Origin of the sequence: Halomonas sp. DP3Y7-2 (assembly GCF_019800795.1) — a bacterium.
In the GTDB taxonomy this organism is placed as follows: Bacteria; Pseudomonadota; Gammaproteobacteria; order Pseudomonadales; family Halomonadaceae; genus Halomonas; species Halomonas litopenaei_A.
Map to the genome: position 1 here is coordinate 166,226 of NZ_JAHVKJ010000005.1, position 14,329 is coordinate 180,554.

The following is a 14,329-nucleotide window of genomic DNA, read 5'->3' on the forward strand; positions in this document are numbered from 1 at the left end:
GGCTGTGAATTTCCTGGCTCATGGCTGGCTGGCCCGCGAGGGCAGTGACGGTTTTCTGCTCGGCAACTTGATTGCCGACGGCGTCAAGGGGACCGACCTGTCTGCGTGGCCAGCGCCAGTCGCGGAAGGCGTGCTCCATCATCGCCAGGTTGATGCCTTTGTCGATCATCACCCCCGAGTCGCTGCCGCAAGGGCTCGTGCGCCAGCAGGTGGGCGTCGCGTTGCCGGTATTGCGCTGGACATGATGTGGGACCACTTTCTCGCTGATGAGCTGAGCGGCGATCAGTGGCGCGAGCGGGACGAGCTGATTGATCGCTGCTACAGACTGTTCGAGCGGCATGGTGCGCCGCAGCGGCTGGCCCAGATGGTGCCCGTGATGGTGCGTGAGGACTGGTTGCGGCGCTATTCCAGCCTGGCGTTCACCACCCGCGCGATTGCCGGCATCGGTACGCGTTTATCGGGTCCCAATCGGCTGGCGGAACTGGTGCCGCACCTGGAGCAGGATTACGACGTCCTGCGGGAAGACTTCGCCATCCTGTGGCGGGATACCCGTCGCCACTGGGAAGTCTCCCCACGTCTCTCATGACGTTCGTAGCCACAGGCACTCGACAGCATCTCCAGGGCTTATCTCGGTGTGCGGTGGAATGACGGCCAAGGCGTCGGCATTGATGCAGGAAGATAGAACGCCTGAGTTCTGGTCGTCGAAGGCTTTCGCCGCAATGCCAGTCTGACGGAAGTCGAGGGAAACCCTCATGTAGTGCTGGCGTGGCCCCGTGCTGGTGCTGAAATCGCTTTGTGCCCAAAGGCGCGGTAGCTCAGCCATTTGCTGGCAACCCTGCATGCTGCCGAGCAGTGGGCGCAAGAATAGCCAGGCACCGACGTAGCTGGAGACTGGATTGCCAGGCAGACCTACAAAGCGTGTCGCATGTCCTGTTGCATTCGGCAACTGGCCCAACGCCAGGGGTTTGCCAGGGCGAATGGCGAGGCGCCATAGATCCAGGTGACCCAGCTGTTCCAGGGCTGCCTTGACATGGTCTTCCTCGCCTACGCTGACCCCACCCGTAGACACCACCAGATCGGCCATCGCGGCAGCTTCAGACAGACAAGCGCGAGTACCCTCGGCAGTGTCTGGCACGCTGCGGGTCAGTACCACCTCGGCACCGAACCGCTGCAGCAAGCTGAGTAGCATGGCACGATTGGAGTTGTAGATCTGACCGGGGGCTAGCGTCTTGCCCGGGTCAATGATCTCGTCACCGGTCGACAGCAGGGCGACACGGGGTCGGCGGTGGACAGCCACCTCGACGATGCCTTGGCCTGCCAGGTGCCCCAGGGCAGCGGCATCCAGGCGCGTGCCCGCCGCCAGCAGGGTGTCGCCACTGGTGACATCACGCCCTTGCCTGCGCACGTTGTCGCCGGCAGGAATCGTCGCTGGCATGATCGCGATATTGCCGTCACGCTCCACCTTTTCCTGCATCACGATGCAGTCCGCGCCCTGTGGCAGCACGCCACCGGTAAAGATGCGTGCACAGGTGCCTCGTTCAAGCTTCGCCGTGGGCGATCCTGCCGCCATCCTCAGCGCCACGGGTAGACGCCGGCCGGCATCCTCATGATGCAGGGCATAGCCGTCCATGGCGCTGTTGTCGAAAGGCGGTACGTCCAGCACGGCCTTGACGTCCCTGGCCAGCACTCGGCCGTCGGCGACGTCGCAGCTGACGGTCTCCTCGGGGAGGGCCTTTACGCCCTCCAGCAGGGTGTCCAGGGCGTCCTGCATCGGTGCCAGCCTGCTCGACGGCTCAATGGTCATGCTGTCCGCGCTCCGCAATCACGAGATTGGCAAAATTGCAGGGCTTGTGGCGACTGTCCAGCTGTTCGGCAAGGATGCCATCCCAGGCGGTGCGGCAAGCCCCTGTAGAACCAGGGAGGCAGAAAATGACCGTGCGATTGGCCATGCCGCCCAGGCAGCGGCTCTGGACGGTAGAACTTCCAATCTCCTGCCACGACAGCTGGCGGAAGAGTTCGCCGAAGCCTTCAATTCGCTTGTCGAGCAGCACACTGACGGCCTCTGGCGTCGAATCACGGCCGGTAAACCCGGTGCCGCCCGTGGTCAGCACCACTTGAACCTCCGGGTCCGCGATCCACTGGGACAGCACCGCACGAATACGATAGATATCGTCGATGACGATCTGCTTGTCGGCCAGCTGGTGACCGGCATCTTCCAGGCGCTGGACCAATGCCTGTCCACTGCGATCGGTCGCTTCATCTCGGCTATCGGAGACGGTGAGGACGGCGATCTTCAATCCGATCATGGCATCGTGGCTCATGAGCTCGGGCTCTCCTTGCTCTGCTGCTTGTCACGCTTGGTCTGCTGGCGTGCCTCGAAGGCGGCCATCTGCTCTGGCGTGGCCTTTGCCTGGTAGAGTTCCTTCCATTCGCTGTAGGGCATCCCGTAGACGTACTCGCGGGCGCTTTCATAGTCGATGGTTTCACCGCGCTCATCGGCGGCTGCTACCAGCCACTTGGAAAGGCAGTTGCGGCAGAAGTCTGCCAGGATCATCAGATCGATGTTCTGGACGTCCTTGTTGTCATCAAGGTGCTTCAGGAGACGACGGAAGGCTGCCGCTTCCACTTCAGTGCGCGTGTGTTCATCGAGATGTTGCATGAGGTTCTCCAGAAAATATGTCGAGCACAAAGCCGGATGCCATGATGGTAACGCCAAGCCCGCCCGCAAGAAACACGTCGCCCCGAACATGAGTCGGGGCGACGTGTGAAGCGATGTGCAGCTTTGACCGTCACTGCGATGGACAATAGCCCTTGATGATCACGAGGGTGAGGACGAGGAGGGGGCGCTGTCGGCCTGATCGTCGTGGGGCTGTGCCGCTGGTGCTTCACCGGCCTGATCCTTGACCTCCTCGTACCACAAGTTGTGGTGCTGCTTGGCCCATGTCTCGTCGACGTATCCCGTTGTCATGCCTTCCAACGCACCTTCTGTGCCGAGGGTGCCAATGTAGATATGGCCGAAGGAAACGGCGGTCAGAATCAGTGCACCTACGGCGTGAATGATGTTGGCCCACTGCATCGTGTCGCGGCTCTGATCGAAGTTCGGGAAGTCCAGCACCAGTCCGCTGGCAAAGACCACCATGCCCGCCGTCGCCAGCATCCAGAACCACGCCTTCTCCCCGCCATTGGCGAAGCCCGCATCCGGATGCTTGTCCCCGATCATGCCGCCCCCCTGCTTGAACCACTCGATATCATGGCGCTTGATCCAGTTGTGCTTCAGGAATTTCGCCAGCACGAAGATCAGCAGGATGCCGAAGAAGGGGCCGATATAGTTGTGCAGGAACTTGGTGCCACTGATCATGGCCGCCCAAACCGCATCCCCGAACAAGGGCTTGAACACAAACTTGCCATACAGAATGTTGAGCCCGGTCAGCGCCAGAATCAGGAACAGGGTGGCCAAGGTCCAATGCAGTGCTCGGCTTAAGACCGACCAGCGCAACAGCTTGCGACCGGTGCGCGGTTCATCGAGCTGGCTGCGCCCCACGATCAGATAGAAGATCGTGATCATGACCAGCATACCGCCCACCGCCACCAGCCCGAATGGCGATACCCATTTGTTGCGCCATTGACGCCAGGTCTCACCACTCTGGTTGATCAGGCTGTAGGTGGAATCATGGCGAGTATCGATGAAGGACTCACCATCCTTCACCTGTCGCCAGGTATCTGCGTCAGCGGCGGGCACGGCGACCGCAATCTCCGCATTGGGGTCGGCAGCCAGTGCAGCGCTACCAAAGGCCAGGGCGACCAGCAGGAGTAAACCGGGCAGGGCTATTCCTGGAAGGGCTATCGCCAGCCGTGGCAAGCGAAACCCCTGGCCCAGCCGGCTCAAGACATCACGCATGTTCATGGGGCCTCCTCACTGGTCTTGAGTCGCATCGTAGGCCATTGCGTCGATCGCCGAGGGCGACCCGTTGCCGATAGCGGACCAGGCGCCGTCCTTGTGGCCGCGACGGACGACCCGCTCGCGGAAGATATCCGCTACGGTCTGGGCATCACCGGCCAGCAGAGCCTTGGTGGAGCACATTTCAGCGCACAGCGGCAGCTTGCCTTCCGCAATACGGTTGGCGCCGTACTTCTCGTACTCTTCTTCCGGGCTGTCCGCGGGACCACCAGCACAGAACGTGCATTTGTCCATCTTGCCGCGTTCGCCGAAGGCATCCTGCTGAGGGAACTGGGGGGCGCCGAAAGGACAGGCGTAAAGGCAATAGCCGCAGCCGATGCACAGGTCCTTGTCGTGCAGGACGATGCCGTCATCTGTCTTGTAGAAGCAGTCGGTGGGGCAGACGGCCATGCAGGGGGCGTCATCGCAGTGCATGCAGGCCACCGAGATGGAGACTTCGGAGGGTTCACCATCATTCAGGGTGACCACGCGCCGGCGCTGGATTCCCCACTCGACCTCGTTGGCATTCTTGCAGGCGGTAACGCAGCCGTTGCACTCGATGCAGCGCTCTGCGTCACACATGAATTTCATTTGGGCCATCTTGCAACTCCTGGTTTCCCGGAGGTCGGGACGGGCTGTTCACCGGTCCCGATCTCTTGTTCGATTCGACGGTTCAGCTCGCGAGCTCGATACGACACAGCGTGCACTTGGTTTCCTGCATCTGGGTCACCGAGTCATAGCCGTATGTCGTTGCCGTATTCACCGCCTCGCCGATCACGTAGGGGACCGTGCCTTCCGGGTAGCGGTCGGCCAGACTTTCTCCCTGGAACACGCCACCGAAGTGGAACGGCATGAAAACCACTTCCCTGGCCACCCGCGGCGTGACCATGGCCTTGACCTTGATGCGTCCACCTTCTGCACCTTCGACCCAGACCATGTTGCCGTCCTGGATGCCCAGGTCATTGGCCAGGGCAGGGTTGATCTCGACGAACATCTCCTGTTGCAACTCGGCCAGCCACGACATCGAGCGGGTTTCCTCGCCGCCACCTTCGTATTCGACCAGACGTCCAGACGTCATGATGATGGGGTACTTCTGACTGGCGTCGTTTTCCTGAATGCTCTGGTAGAGCGTCGGCAGGCGATAATGGGAGGCCACGTCCTCCCAGGTGGGATAGTCCTTGACCAGGTCGCGTCGCGAGGTATAGAGCGGCTCACGATGCTTGGGAATCGGGTCGGGGAAGGTCCACACGTTGCAGCGCGCCTTGGCATTGCCGAAGGGGGCGCACTCGTGGGCGATAGCGACACGCTGGATGCCGCCGGACAGATCCGTCTTCCAGTTCCTGCCCTCTGCAGCCTGTTTTTCCTCCGGGGTCAGCTCGTCCCACCAGCCCAGGTCCTTGAGCATGTCGGCACTGAATTCAGGATAGCCATCCTCGAGATCAGACTCGGCGCTGAAGGAGTTGTCCGCCAGAATAGGGGTGCCTTCATGCTCGATACCGAAGCGAGCCCGGAAGGTCAGCCCCCCCTGGGATACCGGCTTGCTGGTGTCATACAGAATCGGAGTGCCTGGATGGCCAAGTTCTGGCGTGCCCCAGCACGGCCAGGGCAGGCCGTAGTAATCGCCGTCAGCCGGCCCACCTTCGGCACGCAAGTCACGGAAACTGAAGGTGTGCCAGTTCTGCTGGTGGGCCTTCAGCCGCTCTGGGCTTTGGCCGGTATAGCCGACGGTCCACATCCCGCGGTTGAATTCTCGGGTGATGTCCTCGATCAGTGGCTCATCGCCATTGACTTGGATGTTCTTGAACAGCTCGTCGGCAAAGCCAAGACGTTGGCTAAGCAGATACATGATGGCGTGGTCGGGCTTGGCTTCGAACGCGGGTTCCACCACACGGTCACGCCACTGCACAGAGCGGTTGGTGGCCGTCACGCTACCGTAGCTTTCGAACTGGGTGGCGGCCGGCAGCAGATAGACACCGTCGGTGCGGTCATGCATGACGCCAGCCACAGTGGGATAAGGGTCCACGATGACCATCATCTCCAGCTTCTGCATGGCCTTCTGCATCTCGGTGCCACGCGTCTGGGAGTTGACGGCATGTCCCCAGTAGAACATCGCCTTGAGGCTGGTGCGCTGCGAAATATCGGCATCGTCCTCAAGCACGCCATCAATCCAGCGAGACACCGTGATCCCGCTGGAATTCATCGGGTAGCCGTCGGCGTACTCGGTCTGGTCGAAACGGCTCTTGAGCCACTCGTAGTCCAGCCCCCAGATCTGGGCCCAGTGTTGCCACGCGCCCTCGGCGAGACCGTAGTAGCCGGGCAGCGAGTGGGACATCAGTCCCAGGTCGGTAGCGCCCTGAACATTGTCATGGCCACGGAAAATGTTTGCACCACCACCTGACTTGCCGATATTGCCCAGGGCGAGCTCGAGAATGCAGTAGGCGCGAGTATTGTTGTTGCCGGTGGTGTGCTGGGTGCCTCCCATGCACCAGACGATGCAACCCGGGCGGTTGTCAGCCAATGTCCTTGCGGTATCCCGCATGACATTTTCGGGCACGCCGGTGATTCGCTCTACCTCGCTGGGCGGGAAGTTGGCCACTTCATTGCGCACCTCGTCCATGGCATAGACGCGCTGCTCAATGTATTGACGGTCTTCCCAGCCGTTTTCGAAGATATGCCACAGCAGTCCCCAGATAAAGGCGACGTCAGAGCCGGGACGAATCCGCACGTAGTGATCGGCCTTCGCTGCGGTGCGGGTGAAGCGAGGATCCACCACAATGATTTCGGCCTGGCTGCGCTCCTTGGCGAGCAGCACGTGCTGCATGGCCACGGGATGCGCTTCGCTGGGGTTGGAGCCGATGAACAGGATCGAACGACTGTTCTGGAGGTCATTGAGCGAGTTGGTCATCGCCCCGTAGCCCCAGGTATTGGCAACGCCCGCCACCGTCGTGGAGTGGCAGATACGGGCCTGGTGATCGGTGTTGTTGGTGCCCGCCAGCGCCGCAAACTTGCGCATCAAGTAGGCTTGTTCATTGCTGAACTTTGCAGATCCCAGCCAGTAGATGCTATCTGGCCCATGCTGATCCGTCAGTTCCAGTACCTTGGCGCCGATCTCGTCGATGGCCTCATCCCAGGACAGCCGCTGCCATTCGCCGGCGACCAGTTTCATGGGGTATTTCAGGCGTCGCGTCGAGTGGCCATGCTGACGCAACGAGGCGCCCTTGGCGCAGTGGGCGCCGCGATTGATCGGATGGTCGAAGGCCGGTTCCTGGTGGGTCCAGACGCCTTCCTGAACCTCTGCATAGACGCCGCAGCCGACGGAGCAGTGTGAACATATCGTCCGGCGTGTCTCTACCGGTGCGTCGCTGTACGGGGTTTTCTCGGCGGCTTCGGAGCGACGCATCATCGGGCTGCCAAGTAGACCTAGGCCGGCAACACCGCCGGTGGCGGCTCCACTGCGCTTGAGGAACTGTCGCCGCGAGATACCCAGCCCGGATGCCTTGGGAGTGTAAGAGGTGCGTGTCAGACGCATAGCAGGATCTCCTGGGTATCAGTCGCGTAGAGAGTCATAGAAAGCACGCACGTGCTCTGTCTCCCGGTAATTGCCGGAAGACGCTGGGTCACGCTTGGCCGATGAGGCGTCGGCGTTGTCCTCTGCTGTCGCCTGAGCCGTCTGGCTGACCACGACCGCTGCCCCGGCAGCGGCAATCGTGCCCCCGCCAAGCACCTTCAGGAAGCGACGTCGTTGTGTATCGGGGGTAGCACTCATGCTTGATCTCCTGCTCCTTGGGGCTGGCGACGAACGTCTGGGGTTGCCATGCCGAGGGTCTGGGATGAGGGGTGGGGCGTAGCCTGCAACTGACTGCGTTCGCGTTCGAAGAAGAGTGACGCCAGCGCGCCGATGGCGGCATAGAAGGGCGATGCCACGGCGGCGAGATCCCGTGCACAGTCAGTGGCCCATGGCGCCAGGTGGCGATGGAAGAAACCGGCCTCGTGGGGATGGCTTTCCGCCACCAGCATGGCCATGACTTCGCACAGGGCGGCCAGGTGGTCCTCGGGCTCACTCACATCGGGAGAGCGTTCCAGATTAAGCGTGCGCAGCTCCTGGCGCAGGGCGACCAATGGCGCTTCCATCAAGCCGCCTTCACGATAGTAGGAGGCGTAAGGCAGCACATCGCCCTGGATGACGCCGACCAGGTGAACGAAGTGAGCGCGTTTCAGCCCTTCGCTGGTACTGTCCGCGGCGGCATTCGCCAGGCGCTGCCAGGCCTGGGCGAAACGTATGTCGTCTGTCGATGTCTCGAGAGAGGCCAGCCATTCACGCAGTGCGTTGTCGGGTGGCGTTCTCAGCAAGGCGGCGAGCAGGGCATAGATGTCCGCTCTGAGGGCCCGGGCCTCATCGTCCTGCCCGGGCGAGATGTCGGTGGGCGAGTGTTGAGCCGTCATACCTTGAGCTGAGCCTCCGGGTTGGTCGCCATCTCCTGCCATACATCCTTGACGCGGCAGTCCTGACACATCTCCAGACGGCGTGCCTGATCACCGCTGAAGTACGGATGCTGGGCGAGCTTTTGCTGAATGGCCTCGATGGTGCTGCGAGTGGCGAACGCGGTGCCGCAGGAGATGCAGTGAAAGGGGCTGTCTTCGTGGCACACGCGCCAGTCCGCTCGCGCTGGGCTGGCGAAGAATCCGGGCTGCAGCGTGATGGCGGACTCAGGGCAGCTCTTTGCGCATAGACCGCACTGCACACAGTCGGCCTCACGAAAGTCGAGCCTAGGTGTGTCCCCGCCCGCGGCCAGCGCGTCCGTGGGACAGCTGGCGACGCAGCCCATGCATAGGGTGCAGGCATCGCTATTGACGTCGATGCCCCCGAAAGGGCTGCCGCCTGGCATGCTGTGTCGTTGACCATCCTGCTCGCCATGGAGCGCCAGGTGCTCCAGCACTCGGTTGAGGCGTCGCCGCTTGCCCTGCTCATCATCGCCGTCACTGTCGGCGTCGTCGTCAAGGCGGCTCAGGCGGGTGGGCAAACCCGCATGGCGGGGCAAAGCATCGCTGCTGAGCGGGTCGTTGGCGGCAAAACGCTGGAGTCGCTGTTCAGAATGTCCAAGTGCCGCGAGCAGTCCGCGAGCCTGAGCCAGCTGATCCTCCAGATGAGCGGCGAGGCGCGGCGGCATGGAGGGGTAGTCGACAATGCGGACTTCACACGCTCCCGCGGCGATCAGCGATAGCCAGTGGTCAGCACCGGCGGCGCCAAGATCTTCCAGGGCCACGTCGATCACGTGAGGCGCGTCGGGTTGTTGATGATCGGTGTAGTCGGCCTGGACGAAGCGCACGACCGGCGACGTGCCGCCAGCGTTGTGATACCCATCGAGCCACGCCAGCAAGGTGTCCTGCTGACGTAGGCTGTGAGGCTGGCGAAACTCGATGGCTCCGGTGGGGCATGCGCTGGAACAGCTACCTACGCCCTGGCACAGCTGAGGGTCAATCTCGATGTGCGCGCCAATCCTTCCAGGAACACTGTGTATAGCGTCGGCTGGGCAAACCTCCAGGCAGCGAGTACAGCCTTCAAAGCCACGTGTGGAGTGGGCGCAGCGATCGTTATGAATCTGGAAGTAGCGAGGCTTCTCGAAGTCCCCAACCCAGTCAGCCAGACCATCAATGAGGGTGTCGCGCTGCTCCCCCGCAACAGGTGCGTGAAAGTACCCGGGGGGAGGAAGCTCACGAGGCAGGCTGGGCTCTGCGCATAGGTCGATGACCAGGTCATGGCCGTCACGTTCCAGCAGCGCCTTGGCCAGGTTGATAGGCCCATCGGGTGTCGGCAGCCACAACCTGAAGTTGCCCAGGTAGCCCTCGAGGTGCAGGTCCGCAGGGTGTTTGCCCAGCAGTGGTTGCACGAAGACACGCAGATCGGCATGGGCACGCAGATCAGCATGGGTCGTGAGCGCTTGATATCCGGCGTCGGTGACGACCAGCGTCAGGCTGGCCAGGGATGATGAGTCTCCCTGGCGATCCAGCAGGGCGATCAGGGCCTGGCTGTCACCGATGGCCAGCGCATGGCCATGACTCTGATAGCCGACGGAGGAGGCTGCCAGGTTGACTGGCCATGAGCTGGCGGCAAGTGCGCGCTCACGGGCTTTCCGGTTGACCTCCTGGTCTACCGGTATCGTCGCAATTCTTTGGTTCATGCTGTTCCACGGTCGAGAACGTATTGGTCGTTATCATTTTTTTCTTATGTGTCTAGGACTCAGTGTGAGCGGTCAATCTCAAATTCGCCAACCGCCCTTGGTCGAAGACGTGGGCCAAACGTTGATAAGGTCAGGGTTGAGGTGTATCTCCCGAGAGGTCCTGGTCGTCGCCCCTCGCTGTGTCTTCGCTGAGCGTCTGGCAGTGAGACTTACTGCATGCTGCGGTAGACGCCTCCCGGCCCGTGCGTGGGCGAGAAGGAGTGGCACCACCCTCGTTGGTAGCTTGGTCCTGCGCATGCCCAGCGGCGTCTTTCTCGGCGATGCCGTGGTCAAAAGCCTGCTGGTCGCCAGCCTCTTTATCAGCCCGGTCTTGACCAACACTGTCGGCATCGGTATCGGTATCGGTATCGAGAGTCCGATCGTCAGTCGCGTCGTCGACGTTATCCCACCAGCGGCGCAAACGCTGGGCGGTCTCCTTGGCCAGCGGTGTCAGGCGCTGTCGGAAGTCATCGTCGTAGTCGTCCAGACCGTCGCGAATGCCGTAGCGCTCGGCACTGAAAAGCTGCCGCAGGGCACGCTGCTTCAAGGCTTTGTCGATGCCTGGCTCAAGATAGGCGCGTATATCACTGCCTGGAACCAACGTCTCTGGGTCGGGCAGGGCGGTGGCGTCAGTGCCAGCAGCAGACTCGCTGGCGTCGCCCTCTGCAGCTTTCGTCGGTTGCGCTTGCGCCGGGCTTTGCGCTGGGCTTGGCACAGCGGCGTGCCCGGGAGCGTACATACGATCACTGGGGACATCTTCCGGCTCGTTGCCGGCCCCAATGGTTCGCTGCGTTTCATCCACGGACGCTAAGTGGTCAGGCGCTTCGTGATCATCCAGCTTGCGCTGAGACCAGCGCGACAGGCGGCTCATGCAGTGTTCTCCCGGGCACGGCCTGCGCCCTTGCGCTTCTTCTTGCGCCCTTCTGTCGGCGCTTCGCCATGGGCTGCCAGATAGGCCTCGACCCAGGCTTGCAGGGCCAAGGGCATGGGTGTCGCGAGCACTCGGTGTTCACCGTCCATCCAGTTGGCAGCGACATCCTGGCTCGCGGTGACCGCGTCGGGCTTGGGAGGCAGGTCGCTGTGGCCAGCGCGAACGAACAGGCGTGGTGTCTGGGACTCGAGGTTGAAGCGGTAGGCGGCACGCTCGGTCATGCTCAGCACCAGCGTCAGCACCCAGGGACCGCTGTTTCCGGGTTCAAGGCCGGTGATTTCCCAGTTGCGCTGGCGAAAGCCTTTGACCATACGGTCGTGGTGACCAAGGTCAAGGCTGAGTTGTCGCCTGTTGGACATCTCAGTCATGGTGTATTGTCTCCGTGCGGCATCCTTGCCTCTGGGGAACGACAGTATCAGCGAACGCTCATTCAATGATACCCAACATGCATTATGCCGTTAACAGGCATTTGATTCACGCCCTTACGATGGCTGCCACCGACCTCCAGGAGTCTGCATGTCATTCAGCAAGCCCAGCAGCCAGCATCAGGTCCAGCATAAGGTCCAGAGAAGCTACGCGCAGTTGCCAGCGACGCTCGAGATTGAGGTTGTCGATGAATTTGGTCATCCCCGTCGCCAGGCGATCGCCGCAGAGCGGGCCTTGACGGTCTACCTCAATCGACGGGAGATCGTCACCTTGATGTCCCTTGGTGCCGACCCTGAGGCCTTGGTGGTGGGGTATCTACGCAATCAGGGCTTGATACAGCGGCGTGAGGACCTGGACGCTGTCATGGTGGACTGGGAGGTAGAGGCTGCGGCCGTGGTGACGCGAGAGGAGCCTGACGATCTCGAGCAGCGCCTTGGCCAGCGCACCGTTACCACTGGCTGTGGCCAGGGCACGGTGTTCGGCCGCCTGCTGGATCAGACCTCGATGGCAGCACTGTCGCGTGAGCCGGTACGTCAATCGGTGATCTACGCCTTGCTGGAGGCACTAGGGGCCTATAACGACACCTACCGCAGTGCGGGCGCGGTACATGGCTGTGCGGTGTGCCGCCAGCAGGAGGTGCTGGACTTCGTCGAGGATGTGGGGCGCCACAACGCCGTGGATACTCTGGCCGGGCGTGAGTGGTTAACGCCGGGGGATGGGCAGGTACCCGACATCTTCTACACCACCGGGCGACTGACCTCCGAGATGGTACTCAAAGTGGCGCAGTTGGGCATTTCGATACTGGTATCCCGCTCAGGCGTTACCCAGAAAGGCGTCGAGCTTGCCGAGAGGTTTGGGGTGCTGCTGATTGCCCGCGCCAAGGGGCGCAGACTGCAGATCATCCATGGGCGAGAGCGGTTTATCCATGATGCCAAGCCTGATCCCCGGCCGGGGGATCTTCAGCGACGCCAATAGGACGGATGCCCGGAGGCGTTGAGGTCATATTGTCATCTGGTGCCTGGCCATTTCCGCCTAGCTGGTGTTGCTAGCCTACCGCTTCTCGTCGTGTACAGACCGACAGGATCGTGGCGTCTTCCTTGCTGGTAGAGACCAGTGCATGGCCCATGTCGCTGTCAAAGTAGATGCTGTCCCCCTCGGCCAACGCCAGCGGCTCATAGAACTCCGAGTAGAGCAGGACTTCTCCGTCCAGCACCATCAAGAACTCTTCGCCGTCATGACGCACCCACTCGGAAAACTCGTCGAACCGACGCGCCCGCACGATCGTCTTGAACGGGATCATTCGCTTTTGAGCCAGTTCGCAGCTGAGCAGCTCGTGCTCGTAGGTCGGCGTTGGGTGGCGCTGACCATCGCCGCGACGGGTCATATCGCGTCGGCCCATGGTGCGCGACTGCTGGCGTGGGGGTGACAGCAGTTGTGGCAAGTCGATGCCAAGCCCACCGATCAGTTTCTGGACGGCGGTGAAGGTCGGGGATATCTGATCATTCTCGATCTTGGAAAGTGTCGAGCGGGCCAGCCCCGTGCGCTGGCTGACATCTTCCAACGTCCATTGGTTGGCAAGGCGTATTTCCTTGAGCCGCTCACCCAGACGGAGGGGTTCAACGAAGGCCTTGCGGCCGGAGGCAATCTCGAGCGCTGCCTCCTGATCGGTATGTTGCGCCATGGCGGTGTTCACGATAGGAAATCTGATTTCCTTTAGGCTAACACAGCCCTCGGCTGTTTCGCTTCTGCCTGTTTTACCCGTAAGACGCCGCCGCTTAAGCCACAGCCCGTAACTTACAGCCCCGTGAGAGGGAGGGAGGCGCGCCGTCAGGTGGCGGCGGAAGGTGAGTAGGCCAGTCCCAGCAGGGCGCGCATATGGGCTTCAGCGCATCTGCCGAGAGCGATGAGGTCGTAGCCTCCTTCAAGCACTGAGACGACGCGCCCTTCACAATGTTGGCGCGCTATGGCGAGTATGCCCTGGGTAATCCAGTGGTAATCCTGATCGTCCAGGCATAGCTCGGCCATGGGATCGTCGCGATGGGCGTCAAAGCCCGCCGAGATGATCACCAGTTCGGGCTTGAAACGGTCCAGCGCAGGCCACCAGTCACGCTCTATGGCAGCTCGAAACTCAAGACTCTGTGTGCCGGCAGGCAGTGGCGTGTGCACCACATTTGGGTAGGGAGTGTCGAGATACCGCCAGGGATAGAAGGGCGACTGAAAGCTGGTACAGATCAGGGTATCGGGATCATTCTTGAAGATATCGATAGTGCCATTGCACTGGTGCACGTCGAAATCGAGGATGGCGATGCGCTGCACGCCATGGGCCGCTCGGGCGTGGGCCGCACCGACGGCGACGTTGTTGTAGAAGCAGAAACCCATGGCTTCATCGGCTTCGGCGTGGTGTCCTGGCGGACGCACCGCGCAGAACACGTTATCAGCCTTGCCCTTGAGGACCTGGTCCACGCCCTTGACGACCGCCCCAGCCGCAAAGCTTGCTGCCTGCAGGCTGTCGGGGTTCATCAAGGTGTCGGCGTCCAGGTGGGCGTGGCCGGCGTCAGGCAGAGCGGCGTCGAGGCGCGCCAGGTAGGAAGTGCCATGCACGCGCTCCAGCTGTTCCCGGGTGACCTCGCGAGCATCGGCCTGCATGGCATGCTGCAGCACACCTGCACGCATCAGCTGAGCTCTGATGGCATCCAGTCGCAGTGGGCTCTCCGGGTGCTCTGGTCCCATGTCGTGGCGCTGGCACTGCGGATGGGTCAAGTAGGCTGTAATCATGCGAGGCTCCGGCGGTCATGGCGCCACCTTAAGGGTGAGACG

15 protein-coding genes are annotated in these 14,329 nt (G+C 61.9%); 2 read left to right on the forward strand and 13 right to left on the reverse strand.

What is annotated here, in order from left to right:
* The first annotated feature begins 4 nt into the window (after positions 1-4).
* Complete coding sequence (locus tag KUV45_RS06055; protein ID WP_222163789.1) at positions 5-586, forward strand: ACP phosphodiesterase; 582 nt, start codon at positions 5-7, stop codon at positions 584-586.
* Here the strand turns inward: KUV45_RS06055 and glp are convergent.
* The 11 genes from glp to KUV45_RS06110 form a co-directional block, all read right to left on the reverse strand.
* Positions 581-1,804, reverse strand: coding sequence for a gephyrin-like molybdotransferase Glp (glp, locus tag KUV45_RS06060; RefSeq protein WP_206938883.1), 1,224 nt, complete (start codon positions 1,802-1,804; stop codon positions 581-583). The two genes, KUV45_RS06055 and glp, sit on opposite strands and share 6 nt — an antisense overlap.
* The gene (moaB, locus tag KUV45_RS06065; protein ID WP_206938882.1) at positions 1,794-2,321 is read right to left on the reverse strand and encodes a molybdenum cofactor biosynthesis protein B; all 528 of its coding nucleotides are present in this window, start codon (positions 2,319-2,321) and stop codon (positions 1,794-1,796) included. The genes glp and moaB overlap by 11 nt, the downstream gene beginning before the upstream one ends.
* Complete coding sequence (locus tag KUV45_RS06070) at positions 2,318-2,659, reverse strand: DUF1244 domain-containing protein (protein WP_206938875.1); 342 nt, start codon at positions 2,657-2,659, stop codon at positions 2,318-2,320. The genes moaB and KUV45_RS06070 overlap by 4 nt, the downstream gene beginning before the upstream one ends.
* Positions 2,660-2,818: 159 nt before the next feature.
* A complete protein-coding gene (locus KUV45_RS06075; RefSeq protein WP_222163790.1) occupies positions 2,819-3,904 on the reverse strand; it encodes a formate dehydrogenase subunit gamma in 1,086 nt (361 codons plus the stop codon).
* A gap of 9 nt (positions 3,905-3,913) precedes the next feature.
* Positions 3,914-4,537 (reverse strand): formate dehydrogenase FDH3 subunit beta, encoded by a 624-nt coding sequence (gene fdh3B, locus KUV45_RS06080; RefSeq protein WP_206938871.1) that lies wholly within the window; start codon positions 4,535-4,537, stop codon positions 3,914-3,916.
* Between the two features lie 73 nt (positions 4,538-4,610).
* A complete protein-coding gene (locus KUV45_RS06085) occupies positions 4,611-7,466 on the reverse strand; it encodes a formate dehydrogenase subunit alpha (RefSeq protein WP_222163791.1) in 2,856 nt (951 codons plus the stop codon).
* An 18-nt stretch (positions 7,467-7,484) separates the two neighbouring features.
* The gene (locus KUV45_RS06090; RefSeq protein ID WP_206938867.1) at positions 7,485-7,703 is read right to left on the reverse strand and encodes a twin-arginine translocation signal domain-containing protein; all 219 of its coding nucleotides are present in this window, start codon (positions 7,701-7,703) and stop codon (positions 7,485-7,487) included.
* Positions 7,700-8,380, reverse strand: coding sequence for a molecular chaperone (locus tag KUV45_RS06095; protein ID WP_222163792.1), 681 nt, complete (start codon positions 8,378-8,380; stop codon positions 7,700-7,702). The genes KUV45_RS06090 and KUV45_RS06095 overlap by 4 nt, the downstream gene beginning before the upstream one ends.
* Positions 8,377-10,116 (reverse strand): 4Fe-4S binding protein, encoded by a 1,740-nt coding sequence (locus KUV45_RS06100; protein ID WP_222163793.1) that lies wholly within the window; start codon positions 10,114-10,116, stop codon positions 8,377-8,379. The genes KUV45_RS06095 and KUV45_RS06100 overlap by 4 nt, the downstream gene beginning before the upstream one ends.
* A gap of 130 nt (positions 10,117-10,246) precedes the next feature.
* Entirely contained in the window at positions 10,247-11,026 is a 780-nt protein-coding gene (locus KUV45_RS06105) for a DUF3306 domain-containing protein (protein ID WP_222163794.1), read from the reverse strand.
* Positions 11,023-11,454, reverse strand: coding sequence for a DUF3305 domain-containing protein (locus tag KUV45_RS06110; RefSeq protein WP_224852103.1), 432 nt, complete (start codon positions 11,452-11,454; stop codon positions 11,023-11,025). Before KUV45_RS06110 ends, KUV45_RS06105 begins: the two co-directional genes overlap by 4 nt.
* A 148-nt stretch (positions 11,455-11,602) precedes the next feature.
* On the opposite strand from KUV45_RS06110, the gene KUV45_RS06115 reads away from it, so the two are divergent.
* A complete protein-coding gene (locus KUV45_RS06115) occupies positions 11,603-12,487 on the forward strand; it encodes a formate dehydrogenase accessory sulfurtransferase FdhD (protein ID WP_222163795.1) in 885 nt (294 codons plus the stop codon).
* Positions 12,488-12,557: 70 nt separating this feature from the next.
* Here the strand turns inward: KUV45_RS06115 and KUV45_RS06120 are convergent, their stop codons facing one another.
* Together KUV45_RS06120 and KUV45_RS06125 are read right to left on the reverse strand one after the other, a co-directional pair.
* Positions 12,558-13,193 carry a helix-turn-helix domain-containing protein gene (locus KUV45_RS06120; protein ID WP_222163796.1) on the reverse strand — a complete coding sequence of 212 codons (636 nt, stop codon included), beginning with the start codon at positions 13,191-13,193 and terminating at the stop codon, positions 12,558-12,560.
* Between the two features lie 146 nt (positions 13,194-13,339).
* Positions 13,340-14,287, reverse strand: a complete 948-nt coding sequence (locus KUV45_RS06125) for a histone deacetylase family protein (RefSeq protein ID WP_222163797.1) — start codon at positions 14,285-14,287, stop codon at positions 13,340-13,342.
* Between the last annotated feature and the right edge of the window lie 42 nt (positions 14,288-14,329).

Bases quoted from the DNA above. Each gene is read 5' to 3' on its own strand.
- glp (WP_206938883.1), bottom strand. From the start codon at position 1,804: ATGACCATTGAGCCGTCGAGCAGGCTGGCACCGATGCAGGACGCCCTG.
- moaB (WP_206938882.1), bottom strand. From the start codon at position 2,321: ATGAGCCACGATGCCATGATCGGATTGAAGATCGCCGTCCTCACCGTC.
- KUV45_RS06070 (WP_206938875.1), bottom strand. From the start codon at position 2,659: ATGCAACATCTCGATGAACACACGCGCACTGAAGTGGAAGCGGCAGCC.
- KUV45_RS06075 (WP_222163790.1), bottom strand. From the start codon at position 3,904: ATGAACATGCGTGATGTCTTGAGCCGGCTGGGCCAGGGGTTTCGCTTG.
- fdh3B (WP_206938871.1), bottom strand. From the start codon at position 4,537: ATGGCCCAAATGAAATTCATGTGTGACGCAGAGCGCTGCATCGAGTGC.
- KUV45_RS06085 (WP_222163791.1), bottom strand. From the start codon at position 7,466: ATGCGTCTGACACGCACCTCTTACACTCCCAAGGCATCCGGGCTGGGT.
- KUV45_RS06090 (WP_206938867.1), bottom strand. From the start codon at position 7,703: ATGAGTGCTACCCCCGATACACAACGACGTCGCTTCCTGAAGGTGCTT.
- KUV45_RS06095 (WP_222163792.1), bottom strand. From the start codon at position 8,380: ATGACGGCTCAACACTCGCCCACCGACATCTCGCCCGGGCAGGACGAT.
- KUV45_RS06100 (WP_222163793.1), bottom strand. From the start codon at position 10,116: ATGAACCAAAGAATTGCGACGATACCGGTAGACCAGGAGGTCAACCGG.
- KUV45_RS06105 (WP_222163794.1), bottom strand. From the start codon at position 11,026: ATGAGCCGCCTGTCGCGCTGGTCTCAGCGCAAGCTGGATGATCACGAA.
- KUV45_RS06110 (WP_224852103.1), bottom strand. From the start codon at position 11,454: ATGACTGAGATGTCCAACAGGCGACAACTCAGCCTTGACCTTGGTCAC.
- KUV45_RS06115 (WP_222163795.1), top strand. From the start codon at position 11,603: ATGTCATTCAGCAAGCCCAGCAGCCAGCATCAGGTCCAGCATAAGGTC.
- KUV45_RS06120 (WP_222163796.1), bottom strand. From the start codon at position 13,193: ATGGCGCAACATACCGATCAGGAGGCAGCGCTCGAGATTGCCTCCGGC.
- KUV45_RS06125 (WP_222163797.1), bottom strand. From the start codon at position 14,287: ATGATTACAGCCTACTTGACCCATCCGCAGTGCCAGCGCCACGACATG.